This window comes from Cupriavidus sp. FW306-01-F10A (genome assembly GCF_058782785.1).
This window is the reverse complement of sequence record NZ_JBYSYA010000023.1, coordinates 81,102-97,579: the sequence shown is the minus strand read 5'-3', so window position 1 is coordinate 97,579 and position 16,478 is coordinate 81,102. Positions and strand designations below refer to the sequence as shown.

Annotated in this window: 15 protein-coding genes; 4 read left to right on the top strand and 11 right to left on the bottom strand. The window is 66.6% G+C overall.

Going from position 1 to position 16,478, the window contains the following annotated elements; translation table 11 throughout:
- Together AC3WLF_RS25775 and AC3WLF_RS25770 are read right to left on the bottom strand one after the other, a co-directional pair.
- On the bottom strand, positions 1-869 hold an 869-nt coding region (locus tag AC3WLF_RS25775; protein ID WP_492359006.1), incomplete at its 3' end, for a TolC family protein.
- Positions 870-1,194: 325 nt separating this feature from the next.
- A complete protein-coding gene (locus tag AC3WLF_RS25770; protein WP_492359005.1) occupies positions 1,195-2,352 on the bottom strand; it encodes an acyl-CoA dehydrogenase family protein in 1,158 nt (385 codons plus the stop codon).
- Between the two features lie 232 nt (positions 2,353-2,584).
- Here AC3WLF_RS25770 and AC3WLF_RS25765 point away from each other — a divergent pair, with 232 nt between their 5' ends.
- On the top strand, positions 2,585-2,833 hold the full coding sequence (locus AC3WLF_RS25765; protein ID WP_492340463.1) for a hypothetical protein: 249 nt from the start codon (positions 2,585-2,587) through the stop codon (positions 2,831-2,833).
- 10 nt (positions 2,834-2,843) lie between these two features.
- Here AC3WLF_RS25765 and AC3WLF_RS25760 read toward each other — a convergent pair whose 3' ends face one another.
- A complete protein-coding gene (locus AC3WLF_RS25760) occupies positions 2,844-3,704 on the bottom strand; it encodes a LysR family transcriptional regulator (RefSeq protein WP_492359004.1) in 861 nt (286 codons plus the stop codon).
- Positions 3,705-3,827: 123 nt separating this feature from the next.
- On the opposite strand from AC3WLF_RS25760, the gene vapB reads away from it, so the two are divergent.
- Complete coding sequence (vapB, locus tag AC3WLF_RS25755) at positions 3,828-4,076, top strand: type II toxin-antitoxin system VapB family antitoxin (RefSeq protein ID WP_011616683.1); 249 nt, start codon at positions 3,828-3,830, stop codon at positions 4,074-4,076.
- Positions 4,076-4,486: a type II toxin-antitoxin system VapC family toxin gene (locus AC3WLF_RS25750; RefSeq protein ID WP_492320703.1), complete on the top strand. Its 411-nt coding sequence runs from the start codon at positions 4,076-4,078 to the stop codon at positions 4,484-4,486. Before vapB ends, AC3WLF_RS25750 begins: the two co-directional genes overlap by 1 nt.
- A 127-nt stretch (positions 4,487-4,613) precedes the next feature.
- Here AC3WLF_RS25750 and AC3WLF_RS25745 read toward each other — a convergent pair whose 3' ends face one another.
- The 7 genes from AC3WLF_RS25745 to AC3WLF_RS25715 form a co-directional block, all read right to left on the bottom strand.
- Entirely contained in the window at positions 4,614-4,976 is a 363-nt protein-coding gene (locus tag AC3WLF_RS25745; RefSeq protein WP_492352030.1) for a hypothetical protein, read from the bottom strand.
- Positions 4,977-5,335: 359 nt separating this feature from the next.
- A complete protein-coding gene (locus tag AC3WLF_RS25740; RefSeq protein WP_492320701.1) occupies positions 5,336-6,415 on the bottom strand; it encodes a type I restriction endonuclease in 1,080 nt (359 codons plus the stop codon).
- Between the two features lie 423 nt (positions 6,416-6,838).
- A complete protein-coding gene (locus AC3WLF_RS25735; protein ID WP_492320700.1) occupies positions 6,839-7,663 on the bottom strand; it encodes a class I SAM-dependent methyltransferase in 825 nt (274 codons plus the stop codon).
- A 141-nt stretch (positions 7,664-7,804) separates the two neighbouring features.
- The gene (locus tag AC3WLF_RS25730) at positions 7,805-8,644 is read right to left on the bottom strand and encodes an EamA family transporter (protein WP_492359003.1); all 840 of its coding nucleotides are present in this window, start codon (positions 8,642-8,644) and stop codon (positions 7,805-7,807) included.
- Positions 8,645-8,721: 77 nt separating this feature from the next.
- A complete protein-coding gene (locus AC3WLF_RS25725; protein ID WP_492357425.1) occupies positions 8,722-10,053 on the bottom strand; it encodes a PQQ-dependent sugar dehydrogenase in 1,332 nt (443 codons plus the stop codon).
- A 141-nt stretch (positions 10,054-10,194) separates the two neighbouring features.
- A complete protein-coding gene (locus tag AC3WLF_RS25720) occupies positions 10,195-10,899 on the bottom strand; it encodes a glutathione S-transferase N-terminal domain-containing protein (RefSeq protein WP_492352028.1) in 705 nt (234 codons plus the stop codon).
- 101 nt (positions 10,900-11,000) lie between these two features.
- Positions 11,001-12,806, bottom strand: a complete 1,806-nt coding sequence (locus AC3WLF_RS25715; protein ID WP_492357426.1) for a hybrid sensor histidine kinase/response regulator — start codon at positions 12,804-12,806, stop codon at positions 11,001-11,003.
- A 224-nt stretch (positions 12,807-13,030) separates the two neighbouring features.
- On the opposite strand from AC3WLF_RS25715, the gene AC3WLF_RS25710 reads away from it, so the two are divergent.
- Positions 13,031-13,690 carry a response regulator gene (locus AC3WLF_RS25710; RefSeq protein WP_492359002.1) on the top strand — a complete coding sequence of 220 codons (660 nt, stop codon included), beginning with the start codon at positions 13,031-13,033 and terminating at the stop codon, positions 13,688-13,690.
- Positions 13,691-13,848: 158 nt separating this feature from the next.
- On the opposite strand, the gene acnB is transcribed toward AC3WLF_RS25710, so the two are convergent.
- Positions 13,849-16,440: a bifunctional aconitate hydratase 2/2-methylisocitrate dehydratase gene (gene acnB / locus AC3WLF_RS25705; protein WP_492356982.1), complete on the bottom strand. Its 2,592-nt coding sequence runs from the start codon at positions 16,438-16,440 to the stop codon at positions 13,849-13,851.
- Positions 16,441-16,478: the final 38 nt, after the last annotated feature.

The window sequence follows — 16,478 nt, the reverse complement described above, 5'->3', positions numbered from 1 at the left end:
GCGGCGGCGGCGGCCAGGCGGGCCTCGGCGGCAGTCACGTCGGGGCGGCGCTGCAATGTGTCGGGATCGACCTGCGGCACGGGGGTATCCAGCGGCGGCCAGTCCGGCACCAGCCGGTTGCCGGCAAGCGTGCCGGGCACGCCCATGGCCTGCGCCAGCTGGGCCTTGTCGCGCGCGTGGTCGGTCATGGCCTGGCGCATGTCGCTCTGCGCGCGCAGCGCGTCAAGCTGCAGCTTGGTCACGTCGGCGCGCGAGACGTCGCCGGCCTTCAGGCGGGTCTCGCTGGCCTGGCGCGTGCGGTCGTAGAGCGCCAGCATCTCCTTGAGCACCGCCACGCGCTCCTGGCTGACCACCGCGTCATAAAAAGCCTGCTCCGCCGCGGCGCTCTGCTGCGCCACCACCGCCTGCACCACTTCGCCGGCGGCCGCGCTGGCCTTGCGCGCGGCGTCCACGCGCAGGCCGCCCTTGTTGGCGGTCTCGATCAGCTGGTCCACGCGCAGGGTGGAATCCACGGTCTTGCTGCGCAGGTTGCCCGAGCCGATGCCGGCATGCGGGTTGATGTTGGTCACGCCCAGGCTCAGCACCGGGTTGGGCCGCTGCGAAGCGATCTGTATGTCCGCCTGGCTGGCTTCGACGCCGCGGCGGGCGGCGATGATGTCGCGGTTGCAGCGCAGTGCGTCCAGGCGCGCCTGCGCCAGGGTCAGCGTCGCGCCCGCCGGCGGCGGCACGCAAGGACCGGCAGCATCTGCGGAATCAGCGGAAGGAAGCGGATCGGCGGGGCCTTCGGCGGCAAGGACTGCCGCGGGCCGGGCCAGAACCCCCAGTAGCAGCAGGGCACCTACGGCAATTCGGGAAAAGACAAAAGGCACGGTCAGTCAGGCTCGGTTCGACAACGGTCTGCGGTAAACGACCGTGCTCGCCGAACGGTGCACCAGGGCGGCAAATATTCATCCGACCCTGATCCCGCCAATGCGGCCGCGAAGCGTGGCTGTCCTGGTGCGCCCTCGCCTGCTGTCCTGGTGCATCAGACGCCACCGGACACGATCTCCCGCACGCATTCAAACCGAATCGCATTACAAGCGGCTTTCATAAAGCTGACAAAAGCCTTTAACTGCGCGAAAACCCTAGCCAATCGGAAAACCATGAAAAACGGCACGGCCGTTGCCGGCCGTGCCGTCTGCACTGCCAGGCGGGTTACCCCTTCACGCGGTCATCCAGCCCCAGGCTGCGGCCGATGATCTCCTTCATGATCTCGCTGCTGCCGGCGTAGATGCGCGAGATGCGCGCGTCGGTGTACATGCGGCAGATGCGGTACTCCTCCATATAGCCGGCGCCACCGTGCAGCTGCACGCCCTCGTCGACCATGCGCCCCTGCAGTTCCGACGTGAGCAGCTTGGCCGACGCCGCCGTCTCCACGGTCAGCGTGCCGGCGTTGTGCTGCAGCACGCATTGGTCGACGAAGGTCTGCAGCGCATCCAGCTGTGCCCGCAGCTCGGCCAGCTTGAAGCGCGAGTTCTGGAACGTGCCGATGGCCCGGCCGAAGGCCTTGCGCTCCCTGACATAGTCCAGCGTGAGGTCGAACGCCACCTGCGCCGACGCCATGTAGCCGCAGGCGCCAATCAGCCGCTCTTCGGCCAGGTGGCGCGTCAGGTAGCGGAAGCCCTGGCCGGGCTCGCCCAGCACGTTGGCCTTGGGCACCTTGACGTTGTCGAAGAACAGCTCCGAGGTGTCCTGCGAGTGCAGGCCCATCTTGCGCAGCTTGCGCCCGCGCTCGAAGCCGGGCATGCCGCGCTCGACGATAAAGAGGCCAAGGCCATGGCTGCGCTCCGGATCGGTGCGCGCGACCACCACCACGTAGTCGGCCAGCTGGCCGTTCGAGATATAGGTCTTGGCGCCGTTCAGCACCCAGTGGTCGCCATGGTCCTCGGCACGCGTGCGCATGCCGGCCAGGTCGGAGCCCGCCTGCGGCTCGGTCATGGCAATGGCAAAGATCGACTCGCCGCGCGCGGCCGCCGGCAGCAGGCGCTGGCGTTGTTCCTCGTTGCCGATGCGGCCGATATACGGCGCCACCAGCCGCGAGTGCAGCGTGCCGAAGAAGCCCGAGTCGCCGTGGCGCGCGTTTTCCTCGATCAGGATCTGCTCATAGCGGAAGTCCTCCACGCCGGCGCCGCCGTATTTCTCGTCAGCCCACATCAGCAGGTAGCCCTGCTCGCCGGCCTTGCGGAACACTTCGCGGTCCACACAGCCCTGTTCGCGCCAGCGCTCGCCGTGCGGCCCCACCTCGCGCTGGTAGAAGCGGCGGGCGGATTCGCGGAAGGCGTCGTGTTCGGCTTCGAAGATCAGGCGTTGCATGCGGGGTCTCCTGGTGTTTTTGAGAGTGACCGGCTGAGTGTCTGCCGTGCAGCGTCTATGAGATTCGTCGGAAAGGATGATTTTTCCTCCCGCAGCCGAACGGCCAGGTTTGAAGGAGAAGCCGGCTTGAATGCAATTTTATTGATATGAAGTGGAAATAACTTTCATTTACCCGCCGGAACGCTTTGCACAATACTGGAAGCACAGATACCTATTCGATGGAGCGGGGAACATGGAAGCCGTCCTCTGGATTGCCCTGGCGCTGGCACTGGTGGCACTGGGAGGCACCGTCACCTGGCTGATCGGGACGCGGGTGCCCGAGCCGGTGTTCGAACGCGCGCAGCGGCATGGCCGCTTTGCCGGGCTGGAACCGCGCCCGCCGCGCGGCGGCGGGCGCGGCCGCCGGGTGAGGCGCGTGCGGCAATGGCGCCTGGTGGCCGTGCCCGGCCCGATGGGCCAACTGGTGCCGGTCCGGATCTGACCGCTTTGCGCTATTGCGGGAAGTCCCAGCGCTGCGACCAGTCGGATTCTTCGCTCACGATGTCACGCAGGATGCGCACGGCATCCTGCGACGCCCCTGCGGGGGTCCTGGCGCAGACAAGGAATACCGGATAAGAGAACTCTGACGCGCCTTCCACGCGCGCCAGCACCCCGCTGTCCAGGTAGCTTTGCACCACGCGTGTCCGGAAATACCCGCTGCCACCGAACTGCAGGATGTACTGCAGCGCCAGCGGCCCCAGGTTGAAGTACAGCGAGGCGCGCGCATGCTCCGGCAGCGCGCTGTCATGCTGGCGGCGGAATTCCGGTCCCCAGTCGACATAGACATAGCCGCCGTCGCGCTGCGTTGAGCGGATCAGGATCAGCTTCTCTTCCATCAGCGCCTCGACATGCATGCCGGGCGCGTACTCCGGCTGGTAGACCAGCGCCGCATCCAGCGTGCCTGACTGCAGCTTGCGCTGCAGCTCCGCCCCTTCCCCCACCTCCGCCCGCACCGCCTGCGCCGGCATCAGCTGGCGCAGGCGCGTGGTCCACAGCAGCACCAGCGGACTGCCCAAGCTGATTTCCGTGCCGAAACGAAACAGGCTGGCCAGCCCGGCCGGCAACGGCAGCTCGCGGCAGGCCGCCTCCCAGGTCTGCACCAGCTGGCTGGCGTAGCCGAGAAAGCGCTGACCATCGGGCGTCAGCCGTGCGCCCGCCTTGTTGCGCTCGAACAGGCGGCAGTTGAGCTGCGATTCCAGGCTCTTGATGCGCGCGGTCACGGCGGTCTGGGTGACATGCAGCTTGTCGGCCGCGGCCAGCAGGCTGCCGGTGCGGACGACTTGCAGGAAGGTGCGGGCGAGATCGATGTCCATGGGCGGGGAATTACCAGTGTGACGAATTGTAGGTAATGACAGACGAGATTGAGAATTATGGACGTACACACGCAGATGTACTTCTGATTAGATGGTGCTATGCTCGTACATACAAGGATGTACATGGAAACCACAATGCCTTTCACCCGGATCTTCCGTAACGGAAACTCCCAAGCGGTGCGCATTCCCGCGGAACTGGCCTACCCCGACACCGATATGCAGCTGGAAATCGAGCGGATCGGCGATGAGTTGCGGATCCGCCCCGTGCGACAGCGCCTGACAGGCCTGCTCGACGCCTTCGCCGCGTTCCCGGCCGACTTCATGGCACAAGGCCGCGGCGACCAGGAGCAGGCTGAGCGGGAGGGATTCTGATGGCCAGGTATATGTTCGACACCAACATGTGCATCTACCTGATGAAGCACCAGCCGCCCCAGGTAGCCGAACGCTTTGCTCAATGCTTCGAGGGCGATGTGGTGCTGTCTGCGATTACCCTGGCCGAACTCGAATACGGTGTAACCGTCTCTGGCAATCCGGAGGGTGCGCGGCGCGCGTTGCAAGGGCTGGTCGCGCGGGTCCCAGTGCTGCCGCTGAACGCCGAAGCCGCGCGCGCCTACGGCCCGATTCGTGCCGCCACGCGCGAACGCAAGGCAGATGTCATGGACAAGCTGATTGCCGCCCATGCCATTGCGGAGGATCTGACAGTGGTCACGCGCAACGTGCGCGACTTTGCGACGTATCCGGGCCTGCGCATCGAAGACTGGACCGCGTCACCCCAAGGCTGAACTCAAGTACCCAGCCTTCCCGAACGACTTCATGTCGGCAGGGCGGGACGAACAGGAACAGGTCAGGCGCTAAAGGCCCGCACTGCGCCACTTGTTTCGCCACCCTGCTCCCGGGAGCCCCGCCAGGTCAGCGCGCCGGCTGCGGCCGCACCGCCGCTGGCATGGCAACCGGCACGGCGCCTGCCGCCGGCGCGCTGCGCGCCTCGCGCGGCGGCCTCAGCGGCGCGAGGCCTTCCGGCTCCCGCAAGGCCAACCCATTGTCATAACCGGTGGCAACGGCCTCCAGGTATCCGGGCGCAAACTTCTGTTCCGGCGTCACGGCCTGCACGGCAGGCGCTGCAGCCTGCGGCGCTTCGGACTGGGCGCAGGCGACACTGTTGATGCATAAGCCCAGCACACGCAGCAGCGCCATGGCCTGGCGCGAGCGGTGCAGGATTGCGGATGGGCGCGGCGCGGCCTGCCCTGTCTGGCATTGGGGTCGGGTGTACATCGGGATTCTCCGGCAAGCCATTGCTGGCTGGTGGCACAACGAGCCGCGGCGCCGCGCTCGCTGTCCGTTGCGCAATGACCGTGCCACCGCCACAAGGCTGGTTGCGGCGTGGATTACGGCACTTTCCGGGAATGGGATGGTGGGGCCAGGCCGACGCTGGCGGCAGGGATGTCTGTCGCTACCCAACACCCCCTGTCGCACAGGGTTTCCCGTCAGGGCGGATGACCGACCAGAAGCATCCACGTAGGCCGCGCTTGCCCGACCGCGGTGCCCTAGCGTGGCCGATTCCACCGCCTCGCCGGTTTGGGAAAGCGGGCCCCGCGTACAACAGCGGCAGCCGGCACCGAGTGTTCAGATCTTCATCCTTCGGATGGTTGAAGATATGAGCTGACGCATGCCTGTAGCCGGTCGGAGTGGTCGAAGATGTCATCAAGACTCTTCAGCGGAATGCGCTCTTCTTCCTTGTTTTCATCAAAGAGGCCAATGACCAGCCGAGATTCGTTGTTGAACCGTAGCCGGCAGATCGGCCTGCGATTATTGTCGTCGAACAGAATCGCGCAGTAGCTGGCAGCGTCCCGTATTGCGACACGCGCAGGAGCCACGATGGGCCGCAAGATTGCTCTGATGATCTGGAATGCCTCCATCTCGACGACCGATGGTTCACTGACTGCGGAGAGCTCCGTAGCGGCCAGTTCAGCGTCACGCACCGGTGTCAATGACGGCTCCGGCGTCATGGCACCCTTCAGGCGTTCGTTGATCTTATCGGCAATTAATTGTTGAAAAGCATGCTTAGTGATCTGCGTGAACTGATCTTTAACCGCCGCCCTAAACTGCTTCCCCGCCAGAAAATCGGCAGACACCATTCGGACAAACTCTTCCGGCGGATTGGACATCCACTCGCCGAGGGTATTCTTGATCGCACGGGTGTACTTAAGATGGTTCGCAGTTGTAAGAATGTTTTCAAGGTCAAAATTTGACTTGGCAAACTTCTTAAGCTCTTCTACATCCTGATCCCTAAAATCCAGGATACTGAATTCGAAGAACGGCTTCTCATCCATCTTGTTTGGTTTTTCAAGGTCCGTGAAGAAGCGGTAAGTAAGACCGTTTGTCAGGACGCCGAACCGAGCCTCCGTAACATGGAAGTACCGAAAGAGCTGGCTTGCATGATTAATATGGAGATCTCCACCGCTCTTCTTGCATTCAAAGAGCATGATTGGCTTCCCATCCCTGAGGATTGCATAGTCAACCTTCTCGCCCTTCTTGGTTCCGACATCGGCGATGAGTTCCGGTGTGACCTCCAGCGGGTCAAAAACGTTGTAGCCAAGAAGATGAATGAATGGCATTACCATGGCATTCTTGGTTGCTTCTTCGGTCTGCAACATATCCTTCGCCGCAGCAACGCGAGATGCGAGTGCTCTTACTTCATCGATAAAGTCCACGTCTCTTTCTCCTTGTTCTTATTACAACCCCATGCGGATGTAATTTACCCCGCATACATTCTGGCATCGTTTCCTAGCGGCGAAAACCCGCTTAAAAGGGGGCTTGCCGTAGCGCCGGTCGACAGGCAGAACGCAGAGGTACGGAGAAACTCGGCCACGACCAAATCAGGTGCCCGAGAAAATAGGGCTCGGCAAGCTTCGTGCAATTTACCTGCCAGATCACCTGTCTGCGCTTCATCAATGGACACTCCGCGCGGTAGCCGGGCGTAGGGACACGGCAAACCCTGGTCACTGCCTGGTGCGATAGGCAATCACCGTTTTATCACTTAAGGCGGCTCGGAATTCCCCTGCCCCTTCAAATGTTGCGCAAGGGAGACACTGCAGTGGCAAAAACAAGACGGGGCCCGTCCAACAGCCCCGCCCTCAGGGCTTGACCGCTGCCGCCAGCACTGCCGGCATCGGCACCTCGAAGCCGCTGCCGCGCATGTAAGCGGCGACGGTGCCGCGCAGCACGGCGCGGATCTCGTCGCGGGCCTTGGGGGTCTGCGCGCGCAGCGTGGCGGCGGCGCGCACGGTGCCCTGGGCCAGCGCATCGAACAGCTGGTCGGGCGTGGAGAAGCGCCATACCTGCGGCACGTTGCGGCAGGTGGGCGAGACAAAGCCGGCCTGCTGCAACGCGGTGCGGCAATGGCCCGGATCGCTGAACAGGAAGAAGTTCGGCCCCACGGGGATATCGACCTCCATCGAGCCGTAGGCGCGGATCGCGGCATAGACCGCGCCGAAACCGACCGCGCGCTCGGGCGTGTCCCACACGGTGAAGGCAATGCGCCCGCCCGGGCGCAGCACGCGGAAGGCCTCGGCCAGCGCGGTATCGGGGTCGGACAGGTGGCACATGCCGAAGCCATTGACCACGGCATCGAAGCTGGCATCGCCGAACGGCAGCGCCTGCGCATCGGCCTGCTCGTAATGAACATCCGGATGGAGCTTGCGCGCCAGCTGCACCTGCGCCAGCGAGAAATCGATGCCGACGGATTCGGCACCGCGCCGCACCGCCCCCGCCGCGACATGGCCAGAGCCGGTGGCCACATCCAGCACGCGCAGCCCGCTGGCCACATGGGCCTCGTCAAGCAGGGACTCGACCGATTGCCGGGTCACATGCGACAGATGCTCCTGGTACTGGCTGACGACCTCGGGATCTTCCCAGCCAGCCAGCTCAAAGGCCCGAAACGAATCTGCGGTGTGGTCCATGCCCTCTCCTCGGCGTCGATGCCAGGCTGCCGGTTTGCGCGGACACAGTGCCCCTCCGCCTCTGACCCCGGTAAAACCAAGTATAGACAGCGCCGGCGGCGCGCAGCGGCCAGGCATTCAGACCGGCACCCAGACGTGCCCTCAGGCAAAGCGCAGTGTGGCCACGCCGGCGGCGATCAGGCAGGCCGCGCCCAGGCGGGCGGCGCCCACGCGCTCCTTGAGCAGCAGCCCGGAGATCAGCGCGCCGAACAGGATCGAGGACTCACGCAGGGCGGCTAGCGGGGCCACCGGCGCGCGTGTCATCGCCCACAGCGACAGCCCGTAGGACGCCAGCGTGCCGCCGCCGCCCACCAGCGCGAACACCAGGTTGCGCCGCACATAGCCGCCCAGTGCCGGCCGGCGCGCCACCAGCGCCCACGCCGCCAGCGGCACCGCGGTCAGCACGAAGATCCAGAACGCATACGCTACCGGCGCGCCGGAGCGGCGCACGCCGGTGCCGTCGATCAGCGTATAGGCGGCGATCACCACTGCGTTCAGCAGCGCCAGCCACATGCCCTCACGGCTGCCAGGGGCACCGCGGGCGCCACCCGCCATGGCCAGGATGCCCAGGCTGATCACGGCGATGCCGCTCCACGCCAGCGCCGACAGGTGCTCGCCCAGCCAGCCCACGCTGGCCACCGCCACCAGCAGCGGCGCGGTGCCGCGCATCAGGGGGTAGGTCTGGCTCATGTCCGCGGTGTGGTAGATGCGTGCCACCAGCGCGAAATACACCACGTGCACGCCCACTGACGCGGCGATGAACGGCCAGCTCGCCGGCGCCGGCTGCGGCAACGCCGGCAGCGCCACGGCGCCCATCAGTCCGGCGCTCACCGCCACCATCACCGTCGACAGCATCTTGTCGCCGCCGCCCTTGACCACCGCGTTCCAGGCGGCATGCAGGAACGCGGCGAGCAGGACGACAGCGAAGACCGTGAGAGACATGGACGGCAGCGGGCCCGGCGTGTGGGGACGCCGTCATTCTAGCGGTGCGGTGCCGCCGCTGCCGCGCCCTGGTCCGCCTACTTCGCGCCGCTGACCCGCCACACGGTATTGCCGACATCGTCGGCCACCAGCAAACCGCCTTGCTTGTCGATCGCCACGCCCACCGGCCGCCCGCGCGCGTTGCCGTCCTCATCGAGAAAACCGGTCAGCACGTCGAACGGCGCGCCGTTGGGCCGGCCCTTGCTGAACGGCACGAAGATCACCTTGTAGCCCGCCAGCGGCCTGCGGTTCCACGAACCGTGCAGGCCCACGAACATGCCTTCGCTGAAGCGCGCCGGCAGGCTGTTGCCGCCGGCGGCGGCCAGCCCGAGCGACGCGGTGTGCGCCCCCACGGCATAGTCCGGCACAATGGCCCTGGCCACCAGGTCCGGCGCCGGCGGCTTCACGCGTGCGTCGACATGCTGGCCGTAGTAGCTGTAGGGCCAGCCATAGAAGCCGCCGTCGCGCACCGAGGTGATATAGTCCGGCACCAGGTCGCTGCCGATTTCATCGCGCTCGTTGACGGCGGTCCAGAGCATGCCGGTGACCGGTTCCCACGCCATGCCGTTGGGATTGCGCAGGCCGCTGGCAAAGATCCGGTGCGTGCCGGCCTTCGGGTCGACCTCCCAGATGGCGGCGCGGCCGACCTCCTTGTCCATGCCGTGCTCGCCCACGTTGCTGTTGGAGCCCACCGTCACGTACAGCTTGCTGCCATCGCGGCTGGCGATCAGGCTCTTGGTCCAGTGATGGTTGAGCGGCCCGCCGGGCAGGTCCACCACCTTCTGGGGCGCGGCCGTGATCTGGGTCTGTCCGGGCTGGTACGGGAAGCGCAGCACCGCGTCGGTGGCAGCCACGTAGAAGTCGTTGCCGACCAGGGCCATGCCGAACGGCGAGTTCAGGTCCTTCAGGAACACCGAGCGCTGGTCGGCCACGCCGTCGCCGTTGGTGTCGCGCAGCAGCGTGATGCGGTTGGCGCTGGGGGTGCCGGCACCCGCGCGCTTCATCACCTTCTTCATGATCCAGCCGCGGAAGCCCTTGCCGTCGTCGGGCTTGGGCGGGGCATTGCTCTCGGCCACCAGCACGTCGCCGTTGGGCAGCACATAGACCCAGCGCGGATGGTCCAGCTTGTCGGCGAAGGCCGTCACCGCCATGCCTGCGGCCGGCACCGGGCGCTGGCCCGCGGCCCAGCCGATGGCCGGCGCGATCTTGACGGTGGGGATCGCGGTCTGGTTGGGTGGCGGCAGCTGCGGCGTGGGGCCAAAGCCCGCTTCGGAAGGCAGCTTGGCCGTTTCACCGCAGGCGGCGAGCGCAGCGGTGGCGCCCGCCAGAAGAACGACACGCAACAGGGAAAAGGTGGTGGGCATCGGCATGGTCCGGGCTCCTCAGGCAACGCGGGGCGGCGCGCCTGTTCCTGGACTATAGGATGCGCGCCGCCCGCCCCTCTGTAGGCGCCGGGGAGGCCCCCGTGTAGGACGATGCCCACGCCCGCGGCGTGCACGCCGCAGGCTGCCTCAGCCGCGGTGCGGCGTATCGAGCCCCTTCACCACCGCCGGGCGCTTCACGAACGCCTCCAGCACGCGCCTGACATGCGGGAAGTCCTGGATGCCAACCAGTTCGCCCGCCTCATAGAAGCCAAGCAGGTTGCGCACCCACGGGAAGGTAGCGATATCGGCAATGGTGTAGGCGTCGCCCATGATCCAGTCGCGCCCTTCCAGCCGCTGGTTCAGCACATTCAGCAGGCGCCGGCTTTCGGCCACGTAGCGGTCGCGCGGGCGCTTGTCCTCGTACTCCTTGCCGGCGAACTTGTGGAAAAAGCCCACCTGCCCGAACATCGGCCCGATGCCGCCCATCTGGAACATCACCCACTGGATGGTTTCATAGCGGCGCGCGGGGTCGGCCGGGATCAGCTGGCCCGACTTGTCGGCCAGGTAAAGCAGGATCGCGCCCGATTCGAACAGCGCCAGCGGCTTGCCGCCCGGGCCGTTGGGATCGAGGATGGCGGGAATCTTGTTGTTCGGGCTCAGCGACAGGAACTCCGGCGACATCTGGTCGTTGGCGTCGAAGCGCACCAGGTGCGGTTCATACGGCAGGCCGGTCTCCTCCAGCATGATCGACACCTTGACCCCGTTGGGCGTGGGCAGGGAATACAGCTGGATGCGGTCGGGATGCTGCGCCGGCCATTTGCGGGTGATGGGGAAAGCGGACAGATCGGGCACACTGGCTCCTGGTTCAGGCGCTTGCGCACTGCGCAAGAAGGCGCCGGACAACGGAAAAACCCGATCATAAACCGCTCCTGCCATGCATGCAGCGCAGGGCCTCAGGCGGCCTCGGCCGGCTGCACCGCGCGCTGCAGGGCCGCGCGCAAGGCCTCGCCCAGGATCGGCTTGTGCAACACCGGGAAGCCGCTGTCATGCAGCGCCTGCAGCCGGTCTGGCGCGGTGTCGCCGGTGACGATCAGCGCCGGCACCGCGCGGCCCAGGCTGGCGCGCAGCATGCCGACCGCGGCGATGCCGGTCAGGCCTTCGGCCAGCCGGTAGTCGGCCAGGATCAGGTGGACCGGGGCGGGCCCGTCCTGGCTGGCGGCGCGGTACGCAGCGCGCACTGCGGCAACGGTGCGCCCGCCGTAGACCACATGGCCCCAGAGCATCAGCAGTTCGGTGAGCGCGCCCAGCACCTGCGCGTCGTCGTCGACCAGCATCACGCAGAGCGGCTCGCCAGCGGCCGCGGGAATGGCGGGGGTGGCTGGATGCACCTGTGCCGCGGCGGCAGCCAGCGGCACGCGCACCGAGAACACGCAGCCGCGCCCCGGTGCGGAACGCAGGCCCACCTGGTGGCCAAGCAGCGCCGCCAGGCGCCGCACGATCGCCAGGCCCAGGCCCAGTCCCTTTGCGCCCGCCTGGTCGTCGCCTGCCGTGGCAAGGCCCGGCACCTGGGCGTATTCGTCGAACACGCGCGACTGCTGGGCCGCGGCGATGCCCGGGCCGGTGTCGATCACCTGGATCTCCATGGCATCGCCGCGGCGCCGCGCGCCCACCAGGATGCTGGCACGCGGCGCATGGCGCAGCGCATTGGCCACCAGGTTGTCGAGGATGCGCTTGAGCAGGTCCGGATCGCTGTCGATCCACGCGCGCGCCGGCACCACCCGCAGCACGCTGCCGCGCTGGCACGCCTGCTCGGCGTACTCGTCGCGCAGCTCGGCCAGCAGCCGCGCCAGCTGCAGCGGCTGGCGGCGCACCGGCATCACGCCGGCATCCAGGCGCGAGGCGTCGAGCAGGCCGTCGAGCAGGTTGTCCATGCGCGCCAGCGTGGCTTGCAGCCGGTGGCCGATGGCATGCGCCTGGCTGCCTGCCACGTCGCCGCGCTCGCCCAGTGTCAGCAGCGATGCCGCCTGCAGGCCGATGGCATACACCGGCTGGCGCAGGTCGTGCCCGGCGGCCGCCAGGAAGCGCGTCTTGGCCCGGTCCGCGGCGGTGGCGCGGTCGCGCTCGCGCTCAAGCTCGCCGATCAGCGCGACGTTCTCGAAGCGCAGTGTCACGCCATCGCGCAGCGCGCGATAGGTGACCTGGCTGTAGTAGATGTTGACGCACAGCAGGCACGCGGCAAAGCCCGCGTAGACGCCATACACCGGCCCCTGCTGCACCAGGCAATAGATGGTGAACGGCAGCAGCATGGCCGCGACTGAACCGCGGTAGGTGGCCGGATGCGCCGACAGCGACGGGATCGCGCCACTGGACATGCCGGCCAGCACGATGCAGCAGAACGCCACCAGCTGCGGTTCGGGCGGCAGCAGGATGGCAGAGCCCACGGCGCCCCACAGCAGGCTGGACAGCCAGGACAGCACCATGAAGCGGCGCGCCCACGCCTGCGGCGGCGTGCTGCCGTCGCGCCGGAAGTAGCGCCACGACAGGCCGATGCGCAGCGTGGTCAGCAGGTACACCGCGGCCATCCAGCCGGCCAGCATGGGCAGCGGCACGCTGGGACGCAGCACGTAGACCACCGGCAGCGCAATGACGAAGTTGGCAAACAGGACCGCGTTGGACTGGCGGTAGAGCAGGTCCACCATCGCCGCCGGCACATCGCCGGGCTGCCAGGCCGGCGGCAATCCGGTGCCTGTGGCCGTCATGATGCGAGCGCCCGCTGCGGGCGGCAGGAAACGGTACGGCAACAGGACAACGGGAGCTTGCGCATGCTAGATAGGCCGTGGGGCAGGTTGGGCGTGCAACGCTATAATCCAGCCGGCCGCCGGTTCATTGGGGCATTCAGCAGGCCACCTGCAGCTGCCGGACTGACGGGCTGCCGTTTTATACCACCTTCCCTTTCCCATTCGCCACCGATGCACCTGCCGCGATGAGCCGCTTTCCCGTCCCGACCCGCGTGGCCCTCGCCGATGACCATGCCATCGTGCTGGAGGGCCTCAAGCAGGTGCTGTCCGGCGTCGGCAACCTGGTGCTGGCGGGCGCGGCAGCAGATGGCGCGCAACTGCTGGGGCTCCTGGAACGGGTACCGACCGACCTGCTGGTGATGGACCTGGGCATGCCCGGCGTCGATGGCCTGGCCTTCGTGGAACGCCTGCGCACCAGGCATCCCGCGCTGCGCATCCTGGTGCTGACCGGCAGCGCGGGCGCGGGCATGGCCCACGCGGCGATCGATGCGGGCGCCAATGGCTACCTAGTCAAGAGCGGCGATATCAGCGAACTGGTGCCCGCGCTCATGGCCCTGCGCGAGGGCCGCAACTTCGTGGCCGCGCGCGCCACTGCACCGGCCACCGCGGCACCGGACGGCATTGCCACGCTCACCCGGCGCGAACTGCAGATCCTGATGCTGATCGCGCGCGGCGCCACCGCCGGCGACATTGCCGCGCAACTCGACATCAGCCCGCTGACTGCGCGCAAGCACCGCGAGAACCTGATGCGCAAGCTCGACCTGCACAATACCGCGGAGGTGGTGGCGTACGCCGCGCGTCAGGGGATTCCGCTGGGTGCTCCAAAGCCGCCCGAACTAGCCTGAGCAAGGTGTTCTCCCTCTCCCCTCATGGGGAGAGGGAGCACCCCAGCGGTGATTCAGTGGTGGTGGTGGCGTATGCCACCCGTCAAGCCGACAAAAGCCAAATACAAAAGGGGCCCCGCAAGCGGGGCCCCTTCTTCATGTCAGCCTGACTGGGCAGCTTACACCGTCACGCCGTCGGCCACTTCCTTGAAGTCCTCGATCTGGTCGAAGTTCATGTACTTGTAGATCTTGTCGCCATTGGCGTTGAGCACGCCCATGTCGGCCATGTACTCTTCCTTGGTCGGAATGCGGCCCAGGCGCGAGCAGATCGCCGCCAGTTCGGCGGAACCCAGGTACACGTTGGTGTTCTTGCCCAGGCGGTTCGGGAAGTTACGCGTGCTGGTCGACATCACCGTGGCGCCTTCGCGCACCTGTGCCTGGTTGCCCATGCACAGCGAGCAGCCCGGCATTTCGGTGCGGGCACCGGCGGTGCCGAACACGCCGTAGTGGCCTTCCTCGGTCAGCTGCTTCTGGTCCATCTTGGTCGGCGGAGCCACCCACAGCTTGACCGGGATGTCGCGCTTGCCTTCCAGCAGCTTGGAAGCTGCGCGGAAGTGGCCGATGTTGGTCATGCACGAACCGATGAACACTTCGTCGATCTTGGCGCCGGCCACCTCGGACAGCGTCTTGACGTCGTCCGGGTCGTTCGGGCAGGCCACGATCGGCTCATGCACGTCGGCCAGGTCGATCTCGATCACGGCGGCGTACTCGGCGTCGGCGTCCGGCTCCAGCAGCCTGGGATCGGCCAGCCACGCTTCCATGGCCTTGATGCGGCGCTGCAGGCTGCGCGGGTCCTGGTAGCCCTGGGCGATCATCCACTTCAGCAGCGTGATGTTGCTGTTGATGTATTCGATGATCGGGTCCTTGTTCAGGCGCACCGTGCAACCGGCGGCCGAGCGCTCAGCCGATGCATCCGACAGCTCGAATGCTTGCTCGACCTTCAGGTCGGGCAGGCCTTCGATTTCCAGGACGCGGCCCGAGAAGATGTTCTTCTTGCCTTGCTTGGCCACGGTCAGCAGGCCTTGCTTGATCGCGTACAGCGGAATCGCGTTGACCAGGTCGCGCAGCGTAACGCCGGGCTGCATCTTGCCCTTGAAGCGGACCAGCACCGATTCCGGCATGTCCAGCGGCATCACGCCGGTGGCGGCGGCAAAGGCCACCAGGCCCGAACCTGCGGGGAAGCTGATGCCGATCGGGAAGCGGGTGTGCGAATCGCCGCCGGTGCCGACGGTGTCGGGCAGCAGCATGCGGTTCAGCCACGAGTGGATCACGCCGTCGCCCGGGCGCAGCGAGATGCCGCCGCGCGTGCTGATGAACTCGGGCAGCGTGTGGTGGGTCTTGACGTCGACCGGCTTCGGGTAGGCGGCGGTGTGGCAGAACGACTGCATCACCAGGTCGGCCGAGAAGCCCAGGCAGGCCAGGTCCTTCAACTCGTCGCGGGTCATCGGGCCGGTGGTGTCCTGCGAGCCAACCGAAGTCATCTTCGGTTCGCAGTAGGTGCCCGGGCGGATGCCCTTGCCTTCAGGCAGGCCGCAGGCGCGGCCGACCATCTTCTGCGCCAGCGTGAAGCCCTTGCCGGTATCGGCCGGGTTCTGCGGCAGGCGGAACAGCGTCGACGGGGCCAGGCCCAGCGCTTCGCGCGCCTTGGCGGTCAGGCCACGGCCGACGATCAGGGGAATACGGCCGCCAGCGCGGACTTCATCGAACAGCACGTCGGACTTGACCTTGAACTCGGCGATCACTGCGCCGTCCTTCAGGGCCTTGCCTTCATACGGGCGCAGTTCGACCACGTCGCCCATTTCCATCTTCGACACGTCCAGCTCGATCGGCAGCGCGCCGGCGTCTTCCATGGTGTTGTAGAAGATCGGGGCGATCTTGTTGCCCAGGCACACGCCGCCGAAGCGCTTGTTCGGGATGAACGGGATGTCTTCGCCGGTGAACCACAGCACCGAGTTGGTGGCGGACTTGCGGCTGGAGCCGGTACCGACCACGTCGCCCACGTAGGCGACCAGGTGGCCCTTTTCCTTCAGCGATTCAATGAACTTGACCGGGCCGCGCTTGCCGTCTTCTTCCGGCTGGAACGCAGCGCCTTCGCGCTTGTTCTTCAGCATCGCCAGCGCGTGCATCGGGATGTCCGGGCGGGTGGTGGCGTCCGGAGCCGGCGACAGGTCGTCGGTGTTGGTTTCGCCCGGCACCTTGAACACGGTGATGGTCAGGCTTTGCGGCACTTCCGGACGGCTGGTGAACCACTCGGCGTCGGCCCAGCTTTGCAGCACGGCCTTGGCGTTGGCATTGCCCTGGTCGGCCTTTTCCTTCACGTCGTGGAAGGCGTCGAACATCAGCAGGGTCTTCTTCAGCGCTTCGGCGGCGACGGTGCCGACTTCGGCATCGTCCAGCAGCTCGATCAGCGGCGAGATGTTGTAGCCGCCCAGCATGGTGCCCAGCAGCTCGGTCGCCTTGGCGCGCGAGATCAGCGCGCACTTTTCCTTGCCCAGCGCCACGGCGGCCAGGTACGAGGCCTTGACCTTGGCGGCGTCATCCACACCGGCCGGCACGCGGTAGGTGATCAGATCCACCAGGGTCTGCTCTTCACCGGCGGGCGGGTTCTTCAGCAGTTCGACCAGCTCGGCCGTCTGCTTGGCGGTCAGGGGCAGAGGGGGGATGCCAAGCGCGGCGCGCTCGGCCACATGTGCGCGATAGTTTTCAAGCATGGGAACCTGCTGAGTAATTAGGTTTAGAAAATCTCGTT